13 protein-coding genes are annotated in these 15,249 nt (G+C 52.2%); 12 read left to right on the forward strand and 1 reads right to left on the reverse strand.

What is annotated here, in order from left to right:
* Window positions 1–16 precede the first annotated feature (16 nt).
* The 12 genes from BMI79_RS17390 (at window position 17) to BMI79_RS17445 (ending at window position 12,977) form a co-directional block, all read left to right on the forward strand.
* The gene (locus BMI79_RS17390) at window positions 17–2,551 is read left to right on the forward strand and encodes a fimbria/pilus outer membrane usher protein (protein WP_076943475.1); all 2,535 of its coding nucleotides are present in this window, start codon (window positions 17–19) and stop codon (window positions 2,549–2,551) included.
* A 49-nt stretch (window positions 2,552–2,600) separates the two neighbouring features.
* Window positions 2,601–3,617 carry a fimbrial protein gene (locus tag BMI79_RS17395; RefSeq protein WP_158069126.1) on the forward strand — a complete coding sequence of 339 codons (1,017 nt, stop codon included), beginning with the start codon at window positions 2,601–2,603 and terminating at the stop codon, window positions 3,615–3,617.
* A gap of 38 nt (window positions 3,618–3,655) precedes the next feature.
* Window positions 3,656–4,165, forward strand: a complete 510-nt coding sequence (locus tag BMI79_RS17400) for a fimbrial protein (protein ID WP_076943364.1) — start codon at window positions 3,656–3,658, stop codon at window positions 4,163–4,165.
* Window positions 4,166–5,292: 1,127 nt separating this feature from the next.
* On the forward strand, window positions 5,293–5,838 hold the full coding sequence (locus BMI79_RS17405; protein WP_076943365.1) for a fimbrial protein: 546 nt from the start codon (window positions 5,293–5,295) through the stop codon (window positions 5,836–5,838).
* Between the two features lie 85 nt (window positions 5,839–5,923).
* Window positions 5,924–6,445, forward strand: coding sequence for a fimbrial protein (locus tag BMI79_RS17410; protein ID WP_125828833.1), 522 nt, complete (start codon window positions 5,924–5,926; stop codon window positions 6,443–6,445).
* A 79-nt stretch (window positions 6,446–6,524) separates the two neighbouring features.
* Window positions 6,525–9,098: an outer membrane usher protein gene (locus tag BMI79_RS17415; protein WP_076943367.1), complete on the forward strand. Its 2,574-nt coding sequence runs from the start codon at window positions 6,525–6,527 to the stop codon at window positions 9,096–9,098.
* Window positions 9,099–9,124: 26 nt separating this feature from the next.
* On the forward strand, window positions 9,125–9,865 hold the full coding sequence (locus tag BMI79_RS17420) for a fimbria/pilus periplasmic chaperone (protein ID WP_244157357.1): 741 nt from the start codon (window positions 9,125–9,127) through the stop codon (window positions 9,863–9,865).
* A gap of 49 nt (window positions 9,866–9,914) precedes the next feature.
* Entirely contained in the window at window positions 9,915–10,445 is a 531-nt protein-coding gene (locus tag BMI79_RS17425) for a fimbrial protein (RefSeq protein ID WP_158069127.1), read from the forward strand.
* Between the two features lie 15 nt (window positions 10,446–10,460).
* Window positions 10,461–10,967 (forward strand): fimbrial protein, encoded by a 507-nt coding sequence (locus BMI79_RS17430; protein WP_076943369.1) that lies wholly within the window; start codon window positions 10,461–10,463, stop codon window positions 10,965–10,967.
* A gap of 12 nt (window positions 10,968–10,979) precedes the next feature.
* Window positions 10,980–11,492: a fimbrial protein gene (locus tag BMI79_RS17435; RefSeq protein ID WP_076943370.1), complete on the forward strand. Its 513-nt coding sequence runs from the start codon at window positions 10,980–10,982 to the stop codon at window positions 11,490–11,492.
* Between the two features lie 12 nt (window positions 11,493–11,504).
* Window positions 11,505–12,029, forward strand: coding sequence for a fimbrial protein (locus BMI79_RS17440; RefSeq protein WP_076943371.1), 525 nt, complete (start codon window positions 11,505–11,507; stop codon window positions 12,027–12,029).
* A 9-nt stretch (window positions 12,030–12,038) separates the two neighbouring features.
* On the forward strand, window positions 12,039–12,977 hold the full coding sequence (locus tag BMI79_RS17445) for a hypothetical protein (protein ID WP_125828837.1): 939 nt from the start codon (window positions 12,039–12,041) through the stop codon (window positions 12,975–12,977).
* Window positions 12,978–13,221: 244 nt separating this feature from the next.
* Here BMI79_RS17445 and speA read toward each other — a convergent pair whose 3' ends face one another.
* On the reverse strand, window positions 13,222–15,210 hold the full coding sequence (gene speA / locus BMI79_RS17450) for a biosynthetic arginine decarboxylase (protein WP_422066800.1): 1,989 nt from the start codon (window positions 15,208–15,210) through the stop codon (window positions 13,222–13,224).
* Between the last annotated feature and the right edge of the window lie 39 nt (window positions 15,211–15,249).

The raw sequence follows: 15,249 nt of genomic DNA on the forward strand, positions 1-15,249 counted from the left end.
TATGAAAACGAACAAAATGACTAGCGGAAAATCTGTTTCTTCGCGGCTAAATGTCAAGCGATTCTCTTATTCTCCGGTGGCACTTTTAATATTAACGTCACTATTGGCTGCCGAGTTTATCAAAGAAGCCAAGGCAGAAGATTTCTTCAGCCCCTACTCTTTGGACAAAAGAGGTATGCAGTCGATTGCCGATATTGACACCCTAGATGTCTTTGCAAAGCAAAGTGGTCAGATGCCTGGAAAATACGCCGTTGAGGTTTATCTCAATAATGATTTTATTGAACTCGCAGAAATTAATTTTGTGAATGCCGACGACGGTAAATTATCGCCCGAACTGACCAAAAAGCAGTGGCTGGACTGGGGTGTAAACCCGAACGTCTCCTCAGAGTTGGCCGGGCTGGCTGACGAAGCCAAAATAGATAAGATTACACACTATATTCCTGATGCAACGGTGAAGTTCGACTTTTCACAACAAAAGCTGCTGATCGGTGTACCGCAAATCGCTATAAAATCCACCGCCAGAGGGTATGTATCTCCTGAGCAATGGCAGCAGGGTATGCCAGCCTTCACGCTAAACTATGGCCTGAGCGGCTCGAAAACCTGGCAAGAGGGATCCGCCGGCCAGAATGCCAATTTTCTGAGCCTGCAAAGTGGCGCCAATCTGGGAGCCTGGCGTTTGCGCAACTATTCGGTGTATTCCCAGAGTGACACTGAACGCCACTGGCAAAGCATCAGTACCTCTTTAACACGCGACATTGCCACCTTAAAAAGCCAATTTACCGTTGGGCAAGTGGCTTCATCGGGTGAGATTTTTGACAGTTTCCCGTTTACCGGTGTACGCCTGGCGTCGGATGACAGCATGTTGCCCTACAGTCTGCGCGGGTTTGCACCCGTGGTTAAAGGTATTGCAAAAAGCAATGCCAAAGTGACCGTGCAGCAAAACGGCTATGTTATTTATCAGACCTATGTCTCTGCCGGGCCCTTTGAGATTACCGACCTTTACCCAACCTCGGGAAGCGGCAATCTGGAAGTGAGCGTGGAGGAAATGGATGGCAGTGTACAGACGTTCATTACCCCATTCTCCTCCGTGCCCATCATGCAGCGCGAGGGGCAATTGAAGTATGCGTTGAGCGGTGGGAAGTACAGAGAAAACTCAGGGCATGCCAAAGAGCCACAGTTTTTTCAGCCCACACTCAGCTATGGTCTTCCCTGGAATACCACCCTGTATGGGGGGGGGTTGTTCTCATCAGACTATTCGGCTCTGGCATTGGGGGTCGGACTGAACCTGGGCAGCGCCGGTGCGTTATCTTTTGACGTGACCGATGCCAAGACGGATTTTACCCATGAGACATCTCGTGGACAGTCCTATCGTTTCCAATACGCCAAAAGTCTGTTGAACAGCGGTACTTCGGTCACGCTGGCAGGCTACCGTTACTCGACGGAAGGGTACTATGACTTCTCAGAAGCCAATGACGACATTCTGGCACAGACGAGAATTAACAAGCGCTCGCGCCTGCAGGCGAATGTTAGCCAAACGTTAGGCAGTTACGGCTCTGTCTATCTGAACAGCTACCAACAGGATTTTTGGGGCCGCTCAGGAACGGAAAAAACCGTCAGCGCCGGGTTTAATTCAAGCTGGAACGCGGTGACCTATGGCGTGAACTACGCCTACAGTGATATGCCAGGCAATGGCAAGGCCAATCACCTGCTGGCCTTTAATATGAGTATCCCGTTCGATGCCTGGTTACCCAATAGCCGTATCAACAGCAGTATAGGGACGGATAATCGCGGTATAGCTAACATGCAACTGGGGTTGAGCGGCAATGCGCTGGATAACACATTGAACTACGGTATCCAGCAGAGCCTTGGTAACAGAGATCAGCAGAGTAATGGCAACCTGACCCTTTCCTACCGAGGCAACAACGGTATCGTCAATGGCGGCTATAGCTATAACTCACAGTCACAGCGGCTCAACTACGGGGTGCAAGGCGGCATGGTGCTGCATCCGGAGGGGGTCACGCTTTCTCAACCGTTGGGTGAAACAGTGGCAATCGTCAGAGCGCCTGACGCAGAGAACGTGACCGTCAAAAACCGCACAGGCATTACGACCAACGCCTTAGGGTATGCCGTCGTGCCTTATTTGACGCCTTACCAGCGTAACAATATCCAGCTTGATGTCGAGAGCCTGGGTAACAATGTTGATCTGGCGAGCACCAGCGCCACTGTGGTACCTACCCGTGGCGCAGTGGTCTGGGCCGATTTTGAAACGCATATTGGCTGGCGAGCACTGATTAAGTTGGTAGCCCAGGGGCAAAACATCCCCTTTGGGGCGGTGGTTTCCCTCGTCAACACGGACAGCGCCAAGGCGGAGATCGTGACCGGTATTGTCGGTGACAACGGCGAAGTATACCTGAACGGCCTGCCCGAAAAAGGGCGCTTGCTGGTCAAATGGGGGGAACGCAGTCACCAACGGTGTGTGGCCAACTTCGCCTTGCCGAAGAATAAAGATGTACCGGTGATCCAAACGACGGCGACCTGTATCCCCGAGTGAGCAGTCAATCGAGACTGACGCTATGACCTGTATTGACGAGAACAAAACTATGAAAAAAAAATTGTTATGCCTTTTATTCGTGTTACCCGCGATGAGCGGATACAGCGCCAACCTGGCCCTGAGCCCAGCGACCATCAATTATCAAAACCCCGTTGACGCCGTGTCTGATTTTAATTTGTTGACGGGGGGATGGAACGCCACCGGGAGTCAGCCAAGATTTTGTGATAGCACCACCGTATTCAACCGAGCCGTCATTACGTCGAGTAATCCCTCGTCCGGTTATACAACGACGATTGACGGCTCTACGTATACGATTTTCTCTTCCAATATGCCGGGGATTGGCTGGATCATGGGTGCACGCGATACCAATGCGCCTTTATGGACGCCATTAACCAACAGCACGACGCAGGTTTATCCTTTTACAGGGGGTTCAACGGGCGGTTCCACTAGCCTGGGGGCCAACGTGCAGTTTGCTTTCGTCAAGCTGCCCGGGAACCTGTCTACTGGCGCGAATACGTTTCCCGCACAAAAAATTGCGACCTTTGCGTGCTATCGGAACACCACCACACTTGCTCAAAGTGCAAATATCACGGTTAACGCATCGCAGATCAACGTACAGGCGCTGGCCTGCCAGGTGACAACGGCCAAAAACGTCGCGATCCCGCTGGGTGAGTTTAACCTGGGGCAATTACCGCCGGTGAACGGAAATTTTGGCGAGTATTCCTCCACGGTAGAACTAAGCTGTGATTCGGACGTCACGCCGTGGATGACCATTTCAGATGCCTCGAACGCGGGAAACACCTCCAACGTGATCAAACTTTCACCCGACTCAACGGCAAGTGGCGTGGGGGTGCAGGTCTTTTACAACAACCAACCCATGGCCAAACCATTAGGGCTGGACAGTTCATCGAAAGGCAACCCTAATCAATTTCAGGTGAATAACAAAACCACCGGTAATGGACAACACGTTTCCGTACCGCTGCAGTTTAAATACATTCGCACCGAGCAAGTGGTCACGCCGGGTGATGCCAATGCAGCGGCGACGGTCACTTTTTCTTATCAGTGATCGCCTTGAAATTAGACACATTAACTCTGGGAACCACCATGAAAGCTTTTTGGACAACACTAATCCTGCTTATGGGTTCTGCGGTGCCCTCTGCACAAGCCGCCGATGTGACATTTAATATCAGTGGCAAAATAACCCCTTCGTCCTGCGATGTGACGCTGGGGAGTGGGCAAACTGTACCATTAGGGACGTATAGCACCAACGTTCTGGACCGGGTAGGGAAAATTACCGACCTGAAGCCGTTTGAGATCACGCTGGAGAATTGCCCGCAGAATTATAACGATGTGCAAATCAAGTTCTCAGGGAGTACGGCCAGCCCAAATACACAACTGCTGGCCCTGCAACCGGATGGGGCAACCAACGTGGGCATTGCCATTTATGATAACGACAAGACTACATTAATCCCCTTGGATAACTGGTCTGCGGGGAAAAGTGTGTCAACAGCGCAATCCACGACCCTGACCTTCTATGCTGCCTATATGTCGATGGGGCAGGTCACGCAAGGCCAGGCAAACGCTGAGGCGACTTTTACGCTTTCTTATAACTAGATTGTGCACCTTACTCATTGCCCATAGTGCCGTCACAGCCCCAAAAGCCTGATATCAAGGCGTAAAAGAAAGTACAGAGTAGTGCTCTGTTCAAACCTGACTTTACCTTGGTCAGGCTTTGGGGAAATGCCCCTTCGGGATGGTGTCGTTTATGCGCCGTGGTTCTGCGAGCAAATAGTCGCAGCGATCTAAACCAGCCTAAAGACAAAATCAGTACGTCAGTGTCCGTGGTATGGGTGATAGAGTGCCGGTGCACCCTCACCGCGTGTCAGCAGACACAAAGTTGATTGCTTAAATAATGCCCACGCTGCTATTTAGCCCAATACTTGAAAGACGCAAGAATGATTATGCCCGCCCCCAAGGATGCCCTGCATTATATTTATCACCAAGAAAAATCCTATATGCGTGTGTTTTTTTTAATTTAACTTCATATTTTTATTTACATTAATGACCACCACGTTCATCACATCAAGAAGACGTGAAATTAAAAAAACAATATTTAACAATAGGTTACATAAAAACCCCTGATTGAAATAATATATCTGTGGATTATTTTATTTGAAAATTCTTATTTGCGACCAAGTGTCACTAAAAAAAACAAAAAATCAGGATAAAAAACCAAAAAAACAACACACAATAAGGCACAAAAGAATATAACCCCAACAAGGTTGTCCGTAAAGTATTTTATGGCGTAATTTACCACACAATAAAAACGGCTTTTTTTAAAAAAATTTTTTTGTCAGAATAATCTCGCACTCAAGGAGAAAGATATGATGGATTATTGCTTACTTCGGCTACTTTCATCACCTCTATTTATTGCAGGGAAAATGATAAAATAATCGCTATGACTTCCCATAGCGGTGATTTACTTTGGTTAATATAAACCATAAGCATTTTCTTCAATTAATAGAGAGAAATACCAGATAGATTTCTGGTTCCCCTTTCTGTGCAAAAGGGGAAGGAAAGGAATTCCTTCTTTTCAAATTAAAATGAAAGGATGCAGCCTGATTTAATCGTCTTAATCGTTGGAAATAAAAAAGGGCAAAATACATTTCGTCCTCTTATTACTTCGTGATGCGTTTATCAGGATATTTCGTTAATTAACGTATTTTAAGGACAAAGCAGAAATGAAATTAACTAAACTTGCACTGGCGGCAGTATTGGCTTTTGGCGTGACCTCTGTAGCAAATGCTGATCAAGGGAGCGGTAAAGTAAACTTCAAAGGTTCCATCATTGACGCACCTTGCTCTATCGCGCCAGAGAGCCTGGATCAGACAGTTGACTTAGGTGCCGTAGCTAATACCGCGTTGGTTAATGGTGGCATGTCAGCAGAGCAACCTTTCGATATTAAACTGATTAAATGCGATTTGAGCGGTACCAAAAACAAAGTTAAGGCGGCTTTCGCAGGTGCATTGGGGGGAGCTACTGGTACTACTGTTGATATGCTGGGTATTGCCGGTGGCGCCAAAGGGGCCAGTATCGTACTGTTTGACGGTTCCAACAAGCAAATCAAACTGGATGGTACGACAACAACTGGCCTCCAAAATTTGATCGGTGCTGATAACGTCCTGCATTTCTCCAGCGCTCTGAAGGGTCATGATGGCGTCGCTCTAGCTGGTATCACAGAAGGTGGCTTCACTGCAGTAGCAACCTTCGCTCTCTATTACGAGTAATTGCCAGTATTGCGTAATTGATTCTGCTGCATGCGAATTATCGCATGCAGCATGTTGCGCACTCAGAGATGACAGGAGTCTGGAAATGCCAAGGAAAATAGTTGGCGTGATGTTGTTGCTGGCTTGGGGCCTTCAGGCTTTGCAAGCTCAGGCAGGCGCATTGTTTGAGATGCGTGGCGCGATCGTCGCTACCGCCTGCGATATTGATACGGCCAGCCAGTACCAGACAATCAATATGGGAACAAAGACCGTTGAGCAACTGATGCAAGACAGTGCTGCCACAGCACAACCTTTCAGTCTGAAATTAGTCAATTGTGTGCTCGCCCACCGCGACAATCGAGCCTTGAGCCATCAACTGTTTCAAGTCACCTTTTCAGGGCGTGAAGAGGGGGGGCATTTTGGGCTCGAAGAACCGGGCCGTGGCGTGGTGTTGATGCTTACTGACCGCACAGGCAATACGGCAAAACCGGGAGTGCCTCTGCCTCCCCAATCCATGCAGCCAGGCGAAACCGAATTGCACTACCGTGCCAGCCTGAAGCCCATGGGGCCTTCGGTACAAACCGGGGTATATCACGCGCTGGTCCGCTACCACCTGGATTATTACTGATTGTCGCAGGCCAGCCTTTCGACCACTCATGTCAATATTCAAGGCGGGCAAGCCGTTAACATATAAAGGTCAATGGATAATGATCACTCCCCCTTCCAAAGCACGGGTTTCGCGTCCCCGTCTGTTAACGCTACTGATTGCACTAGCGCTGCTGAACGGCCAGGCTGCTTATGCACAGCCCATTGAATTCAATAACGAAGTTCTCGACTTACAGGATCGTTCCCAGATCGACTTGGATCGGTTTTCCCGCGCTGGCTATGTGATGCCGGGCGATTATCGCCTAGAGGTCAGGGTCAACCAATTAACGGCATTGCCGGAGCAAACCATCGTCTTTCACCCCTCCGAGCAGGATCCTCAGGATAGCGAGCCCTGTTTACCGCCGACGCTGGTGGAAACCTTAGGGCTCAAGCCGGAAGCCTTGCATCAACTTCGCTGGACTGAAGGGGGGAAATGCCTGGTGCTCGGCAGCATAGAGGGCCTGACTGCGCGTGCCGATCTGGGCGCAGGCGCACTCTATCTCAGTGTCCCGCAGGCATACCTCGAGTACAGCGCCGAGGATTGGGATCCGCCATCGCGCTGGGATGAAGGTATTCCCGGTCTGCTGCTGGATTACAACGTGAATGGACAGGTACAGCGCCAGACTAATGATAATCAGGTTCAGAAAGGCTATAGCCTGAATGGCAGCGGTGTCGTGGGAGCTAATGCCGGTTCCTGGCGTTTGCGTGCCAGTTGGCAGTCGGCCATCAACCACCAGACCGGATCGGGCGAGCCCACCACTCAGAACTTTGACTGGACCCAATATACCGCTTACCGGGCATTGCCTAATCTGGGGGCGAAACTGACGCTGGGTGAGGATTTTCTGAACTCCAGCATTTTTGACAGTTTCCGTTTTGCCGGGGTGAATCTGGCCACCGACGACGCTATGCTGCCGCCAAACCTGCGTGGCTATGCCCCTGAAGTGAGCGGCGTGGCGCGTACCAACGCGCGGGTGGTGGTCAGCCAGCAGGGCCGAGTGCTGAAGGAAACCCTGGTCGCGCCGGGGCCATTCCGCATCGAGGACCTGAATAACGCAGTGACCGGGCAACTGGACGTGAAGGTGGAAGAGCAAGACGGCAGTGTTCAGAGCTTCACCGTCAGTACCGCCAATATCCCTTACCTAACGCGCCCTGGCCGAGTGCGTTATCGCCTTTCTGCCGGGCGGCCGACTGACCTGCGGCATCATACTGAGGGGCCAGCCTTTGCTGGCGGAGAGTTTTCCTGGGGGGTTACTAATGGCTGGTCTCTGTACGGCGGCCTGATTGGCGGTGAAGAGTACAACGCCCTGGCGATGGGCATCGGGAGTGATCTGATGGCACTCGGCGCACTCTCTTTTGATATCACACGCTCCAGGGCGGATTTACCCGGCCAGATCGTGCTGGCGGGTAACTCATTCCGGCTCAACTACGCGAAACGCTTTGACGAGATTAACGGCCAGCTCTCTTTTGCCGCCTATCGCTTCTCAGAGCGTAACTTTATGAATATGAATGACTATTTGACGTTACGCAACCGTGGAGAGCGCGAGCAGAGCGGCAAAGAGCGTTATTCCGTCGCCTATAACCAGCAGTTTGCTCAGCTCGGCGTCAGTGCCTCCCTGAGTTACAACCACGATACCTACTGGGATCGCGGTTCAAGTGACTACTTGGGGCTGTCGCTAACACGTTACTTTGACCTTGGGCAGTTAAAAAATATCAGCCTGTCGCTAACGGGCTATCGCAACCAGCTTAACGGCAAACCGGACGACGGCCTGTACCTGTCGCTTTCCATGCCGTGGGGGAACGCGGGCTCTATCAGTTACAGCGGCACGCTGGACCGGCGGGACAATACCCACCGGGTGACCTATGCGGACAAGATCAACGATCGCAGCAACTACCAGGTGAGCAGCGGTTGGAATCGTAAAGGCGGGCTGGTCAACGGCTATTTCCGCCATGATGCGGACTGGGCGCAGATCAACGCCACGGCGGGAAGCCAGCCGGGTAGCTATACCTCAGTAGGGCTCGGGGTACAAGGGGGGATTACCGCCACCCGCGATGGGGCCGCCGCGCACCGCGTCTCCATGCCGGGGGGGACCCGCTTGCTGGTTGACACCGATGGCGTCCCGGGTATTCCGATCCGCGGCTATGGTGCAGCGCTGAAGAGTAACCGTTATGGCAAAGCGGTAGTAGCCGATATCAACAACTACTACCGCAACCAGGTGAACATCGACCTTGATCAGCTCCCCGAGAATGCGGAAGCCTCGACGTCGGTGGTCATGGCGACGTTGACGGAAGGGGCAATTGGCTACCGTAAATTTGATGTGGTCGCTGGTGAAAAGGCGATGGCGGTGATACGCCTGGCCGATGGACGCATGCCGCCGTTTGGCGCGCAGGTCATCAATCATAAGCTGCGCGAGGTGGGCATTGTTAATGATGGGGGCCAGGTTTACCTCAGCGGTATTGAGCGTGGTGAGCAGATGACGGTGCATTGGGACGATCGTGCGCAGTGCGAGCTGACGCTACCGTCGGTACTCCCTTCTGCCCTTGACCCGACAGATCTACTGCTGCCCTGCAGGGAGTTATCCGGCGGTGCACCTAACGATTTAGCCGCAAGGCGAAACAATCCAGAGAAAAGCGAATAATGAGACACAAGATGAAAAGAGTGAAGATGAAAAGTATCGGGCTGTCTGGCGTGGTGCTGTATGCCCTAGCCACTTCGACAGCGCAGGCGGCGATTGCGTTAGATCGTACCCGAGTGGTGTTTGAGGGGGATAAGCAGTCCGTCAGTCTGAACATCAGCAATGACAACAAGCAACTGCCCTACCTTGCCCAGGCGTGGTTGGAGGATGAGCAAGGTAAGAAGGTGAGTTCTCCGCTGACGGCGCTGCCGCCGGTGCAGCGCGTTGAACCGGGTGCTAAAAGCCAGGTGAAGGTACAGACTTTACCGGCTGCAGCTACGTTACCGCAGGATCGGGAGACGTTGTTTTACTTTAACCTGCGCGAAATTCCGCCAAAGAGCGGAAAAGCGAACACCTTACAGATCGCCTTGCAGACGCGGGTCAAGCTGTTCTATCGGCCCAAAGCGCTGATCAAAACAACGACAGAGATGGCAACGCCGTGGCAGGAGCAACTGACGCTGACCAAGCAGGGTGACCGCTACGTGGCCAACAACCCAACACCTTATTACATCACTGTGGTAGATGCCTCAAATCGCAAGGATGGGGTCAGTGTCGCTGGGTTTGAGCCGGTGATGCTGGCACCGAAGAGCAGTGCGCCTTTGGGTGGCAATCTGGCCTCATTGGGCAATAGCCCGGTGCTGACCTATGTCAATGATTACGGCGGGCGGCCCACGCTGAGCTTCCGTTGTGATGGCAGCCAGTGCCAGGTGGTACCGGAGAAGAACGGCTGACGGTGGCAACAGGATGTTCGCCACTATCTGGCCGACAAGGAGAGAGACTATGCAACAGGATAATCCGGTGTTGACATCGGCCACTGGCGGCAGATGGAAGAATAAGGTGTGGGTACTCTTGGGGGCACTGGCGTTCTGGTCACAGGTAGCCACCGCCGATCAGGCCTATCTGTCGCTTAGGTTGACTATTTATGCAACCCCGAGTTGCACGATCAACAACAACTACGCCATTTCAGTGAATTTCGGCGACATCCTGAGTACCCTCATTGATGGCGCCAATTACAAAAAAGAAGTTCTCTATAACCTAAGCTGCAGCAACCTGAACGGTGCGGTGACGATGAACCTATCCGGCGCGGGCGCCACGTTTGCAGGCGGTAGCGGTGCACTAAGAACCGATATCAACGATTTAGGTATTGCGTTTTACACGGAGAATACCCGGCTAGATATAGGGAGTAACTTTAATTTTAGCTACAACAGCCGGCCAAGACTTTACGCAGTGCCGATCAAGGCCACTGGCGTCACGCTAACCACCGGCGGTGATTTCACTGCGGGGGCAACCCTGATCATCACCTACAACTAAATGGGAGCTTATAGGATGAAGCAGATAACACTTATCGCTCTCTTGTTGGGGGGGCTCTTCAACCACCTGAATGTGCAGGCAGCGGCGACGTGGGCCACCGTTTCCCTGAGAGGGAAACTGATAGTCCCCGCGCCCCCGGCAACCTGCACCCTGAGTATGAGCAGTAACAGCGTACATTTCGGGGATGTGCTGAGTTCACGTATTGATGGTTACACTTATCGGCGGATGCCGTTGCCTTATACGCTGGCCTGTGACAGAACGCCAAACGGTGCGCTAACGATCACTCTCTCTGGCACTCCTGCTACTTTTGGCGGCGGGAGTGGGGTGCTGCGTACCTCAATCAACAATCTGGGTGTCGCATTTTATAACGGCAATGTCCAGCTCACGCTGAACAACGCTCTGGCGTTCAGTTATACCAATCAGCCTACATTATTCGCCGTACCGACCAAAGCGGCCGGGGCTACGTTCAGCACTGGGGGTTATTTCACAGCAGCTGCAACCCTGATCGTCAACTACAGCTGAGGAGCACAACGGATGAAACAGCAAACGATGATACTGCTTCTGGTTGGGTTGCTCGTAGGGGTGCCGAACACACGGGCAGCGCAGGAAAACAGCGCATTTTCTTTGGACGGCTATTTGATTCTGCCACCGGTGTGTACGTTGAATAATAACGCGCAGATAGAGGTATCATTTGGCAACGTCGGGGTGGGGAAGGTGGACGGCGTACAGTACAAAAAACCCATTCCCTATACGCTGGCATGCACCGGCGACACCAGCAAACCCTGGACAGTGAGCCTGACGTTTACCGGGACTGCGGCACCGTTTGCAGCGGACAGCGCTACGCTGTTAGCCAACTCGCCGCAGAATGGCAATCGCCTGGGGATCAGACTGTTACGCAATGGTGTTGCGTTGCCGCTGAATACCGCAATCACCATCGATCCTGCGAGCCCACCCGCGCTAGAGGCCGTGCCGGTAAAACAACCAGGCAGTACGCTGCTGGCGGACCCGTTTAACGCCACCGGCACGCTGCGCATAACCTACCAGTAAAGGACAAGATTGATGAATGGACGAATGCGTTACTGGCTTGCCATTACGCTGTTGGTATTAAGTGGTTCGGGATACGCCGAGGATGTCCACTTCAGCGGTACGTTGATTGCCGACGCCTGCGTGATCGCCCCTGGTGATGAAACGGTGGAGTTGGATTTTCGCGGTATCCGGGATCAGGATCTGTATGCCAACACGCGAACCCCCAGTGAGAATTTTGAGATACGGCTGACAGATTGTGACCTGACAATGGGAAATGTAGTGAAGGTAAAACTGTCGGGGCCGGAGAATACGGCGGTACCCGGAGCGTTAAAACTGGATGCTGGAAGTATGGCTTCCGGTGTAGCGATTGGGTTAGAAACCGCCTCCGGGCAACCCCTGTTGCTTAACCAGGGAGTGGCATCCTACCCCCTGACTGCAGGAACCAACCAACTAAGGCTGCGTGCCTATATTCAGGGGGAGCCTGCCGCCTTGACGGCACGGACAATCGGTATTGGCCCGTTTAACGCAAGCGCGACTTTCACGTTGGATTATGAATGAGGTGTTTCCATGGCTGGAAAATTTTTAACAAGAGTACGCAGCAGAGCGTTAATCCCCCACTTTTTTACCAAGAGTACGTTGTCCGGTTTATTGCTACTGCTGGGGTTATGCGCCAGTGAGCGTTCGGCCCAGGCAACTCTGAAGCTGGAATTGCTTGGGAATTATCCGAATATTACTGCCGTCAAAATCACCGGTGATGTCAATGATATGCCGTTGTTCTATTATCCTTCTCTTACGACCAATGGGCTATACTTTAGTACCTTGAACACTCCGATTGATCCCAATGGCACATCTGATGCCATTCAAGTCAATGCCTACTTTGGCTCGGTTAATAAGCGTTATGCCTTCGCCAGATACAATTTTAGCGGTAACTGCCCTACCGACGCGGGAGGAGTGCGTGCTAAGGCAAACCAGGTCTTAAACGGGCTGACCTTACCACTCAGCGGGACTTATGATGGTGGCATGGGGAATAATATGGTGAGTCTTGTTTATCAGTGCACCACGACCCTTAACCATATCAAATACAGTATGTCCGCCGTGGCGCTTACCCCCGGTTATGATATTGAAGTTATCAACCCGCCACCCGCCAAATCGGTTTGCAGCCTGAACGGTCAAAATATGTCTTTAGATTTTAGCTCGGCTTCGCTGAATGTGAATGGTTTGAGCCAAAGTCAAAACCTTAACGTTTCTTGCACCACCGGTACTGCCAAAGACTACAATTTGCGCCTTACCGGCAGTAACGTCACCGATGGGCGGCTCAATTTTGGTAATGGAGTTTCGGCACAGATTTACCTGAATGGTACGGCGGTGAGGGCCAATGATTCATCGGGCATCAGACTGAACGCCCTGACGAATAGAACCGTCTCTGTGAGGGGGGATCTGGTGGGAACCGCCTCAGGGGCAGGAACTACCAATGCGTCTGGCGTGCTGATCCTTGATGCGCTATAGCTATAAATGCCCCGTACTTTACATTGCATATGCGGAGGGTATAACCATAAATAATAAGAGACACAGGCCGTGTCTCTTCATTTTCTTTGGTTTATATTTTACCGGATATAATAACCATAATTATTAACCAAAAAACACAGGTTCATAGAGAACTCCCTATTCGCTATGATCCCGTCTGCGTTCGCATAAGTCATCTCAAATAAAGGTTGAGCACTGCTTTGGTGCTCAACCCTTCCAGGCTTAATTACTCATCTTCGAGATAGGTGTAGCCATAAAGCCCGGCTTCAAACTCTTCCACAAATTGTGCCTGTAATACGCTGTCCAGATCGGTTTGTTTTACCTGATCACGGAAGCGGGTCAGCAACACTTTCGGATCGAGCTGCACGTATTCCAGCATATCAGCGACGGTATCCCCCTCGTCAGACAGCTCGGTTTCCACGCTGCCATCAGGGAAGACATACACATCTACCGAGGCCGTATCCCCAAACAGGTTATGCATGTTACCAAGGATCTCCTGGTAAGCCCCCACCATAAAGAAGCCCAGCGCGGGTGGGTTCTCAGGATCGTACGGCGGCATTGGCATGGTTGTCGCCACCCCGTCGCCATCGACATAGTGATCGATAGTGCCGTCAGAATCACAGGTAATATCCAGCAGCACGGCGCGGCCTTCCGGCGGCTTATCCAACCCTTCCAGCGGTAATACCGGGAACAACTGGTCGATGCCCCAGGCATCCGGCATGGATTGGAACAACGAGAAATTGACGTAAAACTTATCCGCCATCCGCTCCTGCAGCTCATCAATAATCGGGCGGTGAGCGCGATTGCTGGGATCAAGCTGCTGCTGGATCTTGTTGCAGATGTTCAGATACAGCTGCTCAGCCCAGGCACGCTTGGTCAGATCCAGCATGCCGTGAGCATACTGGGTATGCACATCGTGCAGGTCCATCTGGCTGTCGTGCAACCATTCACGCAGTGAGCGGCGGTTTTCCGGTTCATTCAGCTCCTGCCAGGTTTCCCACATGCTTTCCAACGCGCGCGGGGCATCGTCAGCCGGTGGAAGCGGATCGCAGAACTCATTACGCTCAACGCCAATCACATTAGAGACCAACACCGTGTGATGAGCCGTAACGGCACGGCCAGATTCGGTGATCACCGTGGGGTGCGGCAGGCCATGCTCATTACAGGCATCACCGATCCCCCAGATCACGTTGTTGGCATATTCGTTCAAGCCGTAGTTCACCGAACAATCAGACTGCGAACGTGTGCCTTCGTAATCGACCCCCAGGCCGCCACCCACGTCGAAGCATTGAATGTTGACGCCCAGCTTGTGCAGTTCCACATAGAAACGCGCTGATTCACGCACGCCGGTGGCAATATCACGAATATTCGCCAACTGCGAACCCAAGTGGAAATGCAGCAGTTGCAGGCTTTCTAGGCGGCCCGCTGCACGCAGGGTTTCCACCAGCTTCAGCACCTGCACCGCCGCCAGACCGAACTTGGATTTCTCACCACCGCTCGACTGCCACTTGCCCGAGCCCTGTGAGGCTAAACGCGCGCGCACACCGAGACGCGGCACCACGTTCAAACGCTCGGCTTCTTCCAGCACCAGTTGGATCTCCGACATTTTCTCGATCACCAGGTACACTTTATGCCCCAGCTTTTCACCGATCAGCGCCAGACGAATATATTCACGATCTTTATAGCCGTTGCAGACGATCACCGAACGAGTCATGCCGGCATGGGCCAGCACGGCCATCAGTTCCGCCTTCGAGCCAGCCTCTAATCCTAGCGGTTCGCCAGAGTTAACCAGGGATTCAATCACCCGGCGGTGCTGGTTGACTTTGATCGGGTAAACCAGGAAGTAGCCACCTTCATAGCCGAAAGATTCACGCGCCCGCTTGAATGCGGCGTTAATCGAACGCAAACGGTGCTGCAAAATCTGCGGGAAGCAGAACAAGGCTGGCAGACGTTGGCCGTCTTTTTGCCGTTCTTTCACCAGTTCGGCGAGATCGACACGCGCATGCGGGACGTCCGGATCCGGGCACACGCTGATATGGCCCAGTTCGTTGACGTCATAATAATTGTTGCCCCAGTAGGCGACGTTATAAGTACGCAGCATCTTGCTGGCATTAAGATCATTCATGGCAACCTCCTGCATGGAGCGCAAAGATAAATTTTCATCCGCTACTGACGGATGGTGAATCAACAGATCATCAGACATTACTCGCCTCATATCGCACACCGGCGATACAGTCAGCCACTATCGCAGCTA

Source organism: Serratia oryzae, from assembly GCF_001976145.1.
Lineage (GTDB): Bacteria > Pseudomonadota > Gammaproteobacteria > Enterobacterales > Enterobacteriaceae > Chania > Chania oryzae.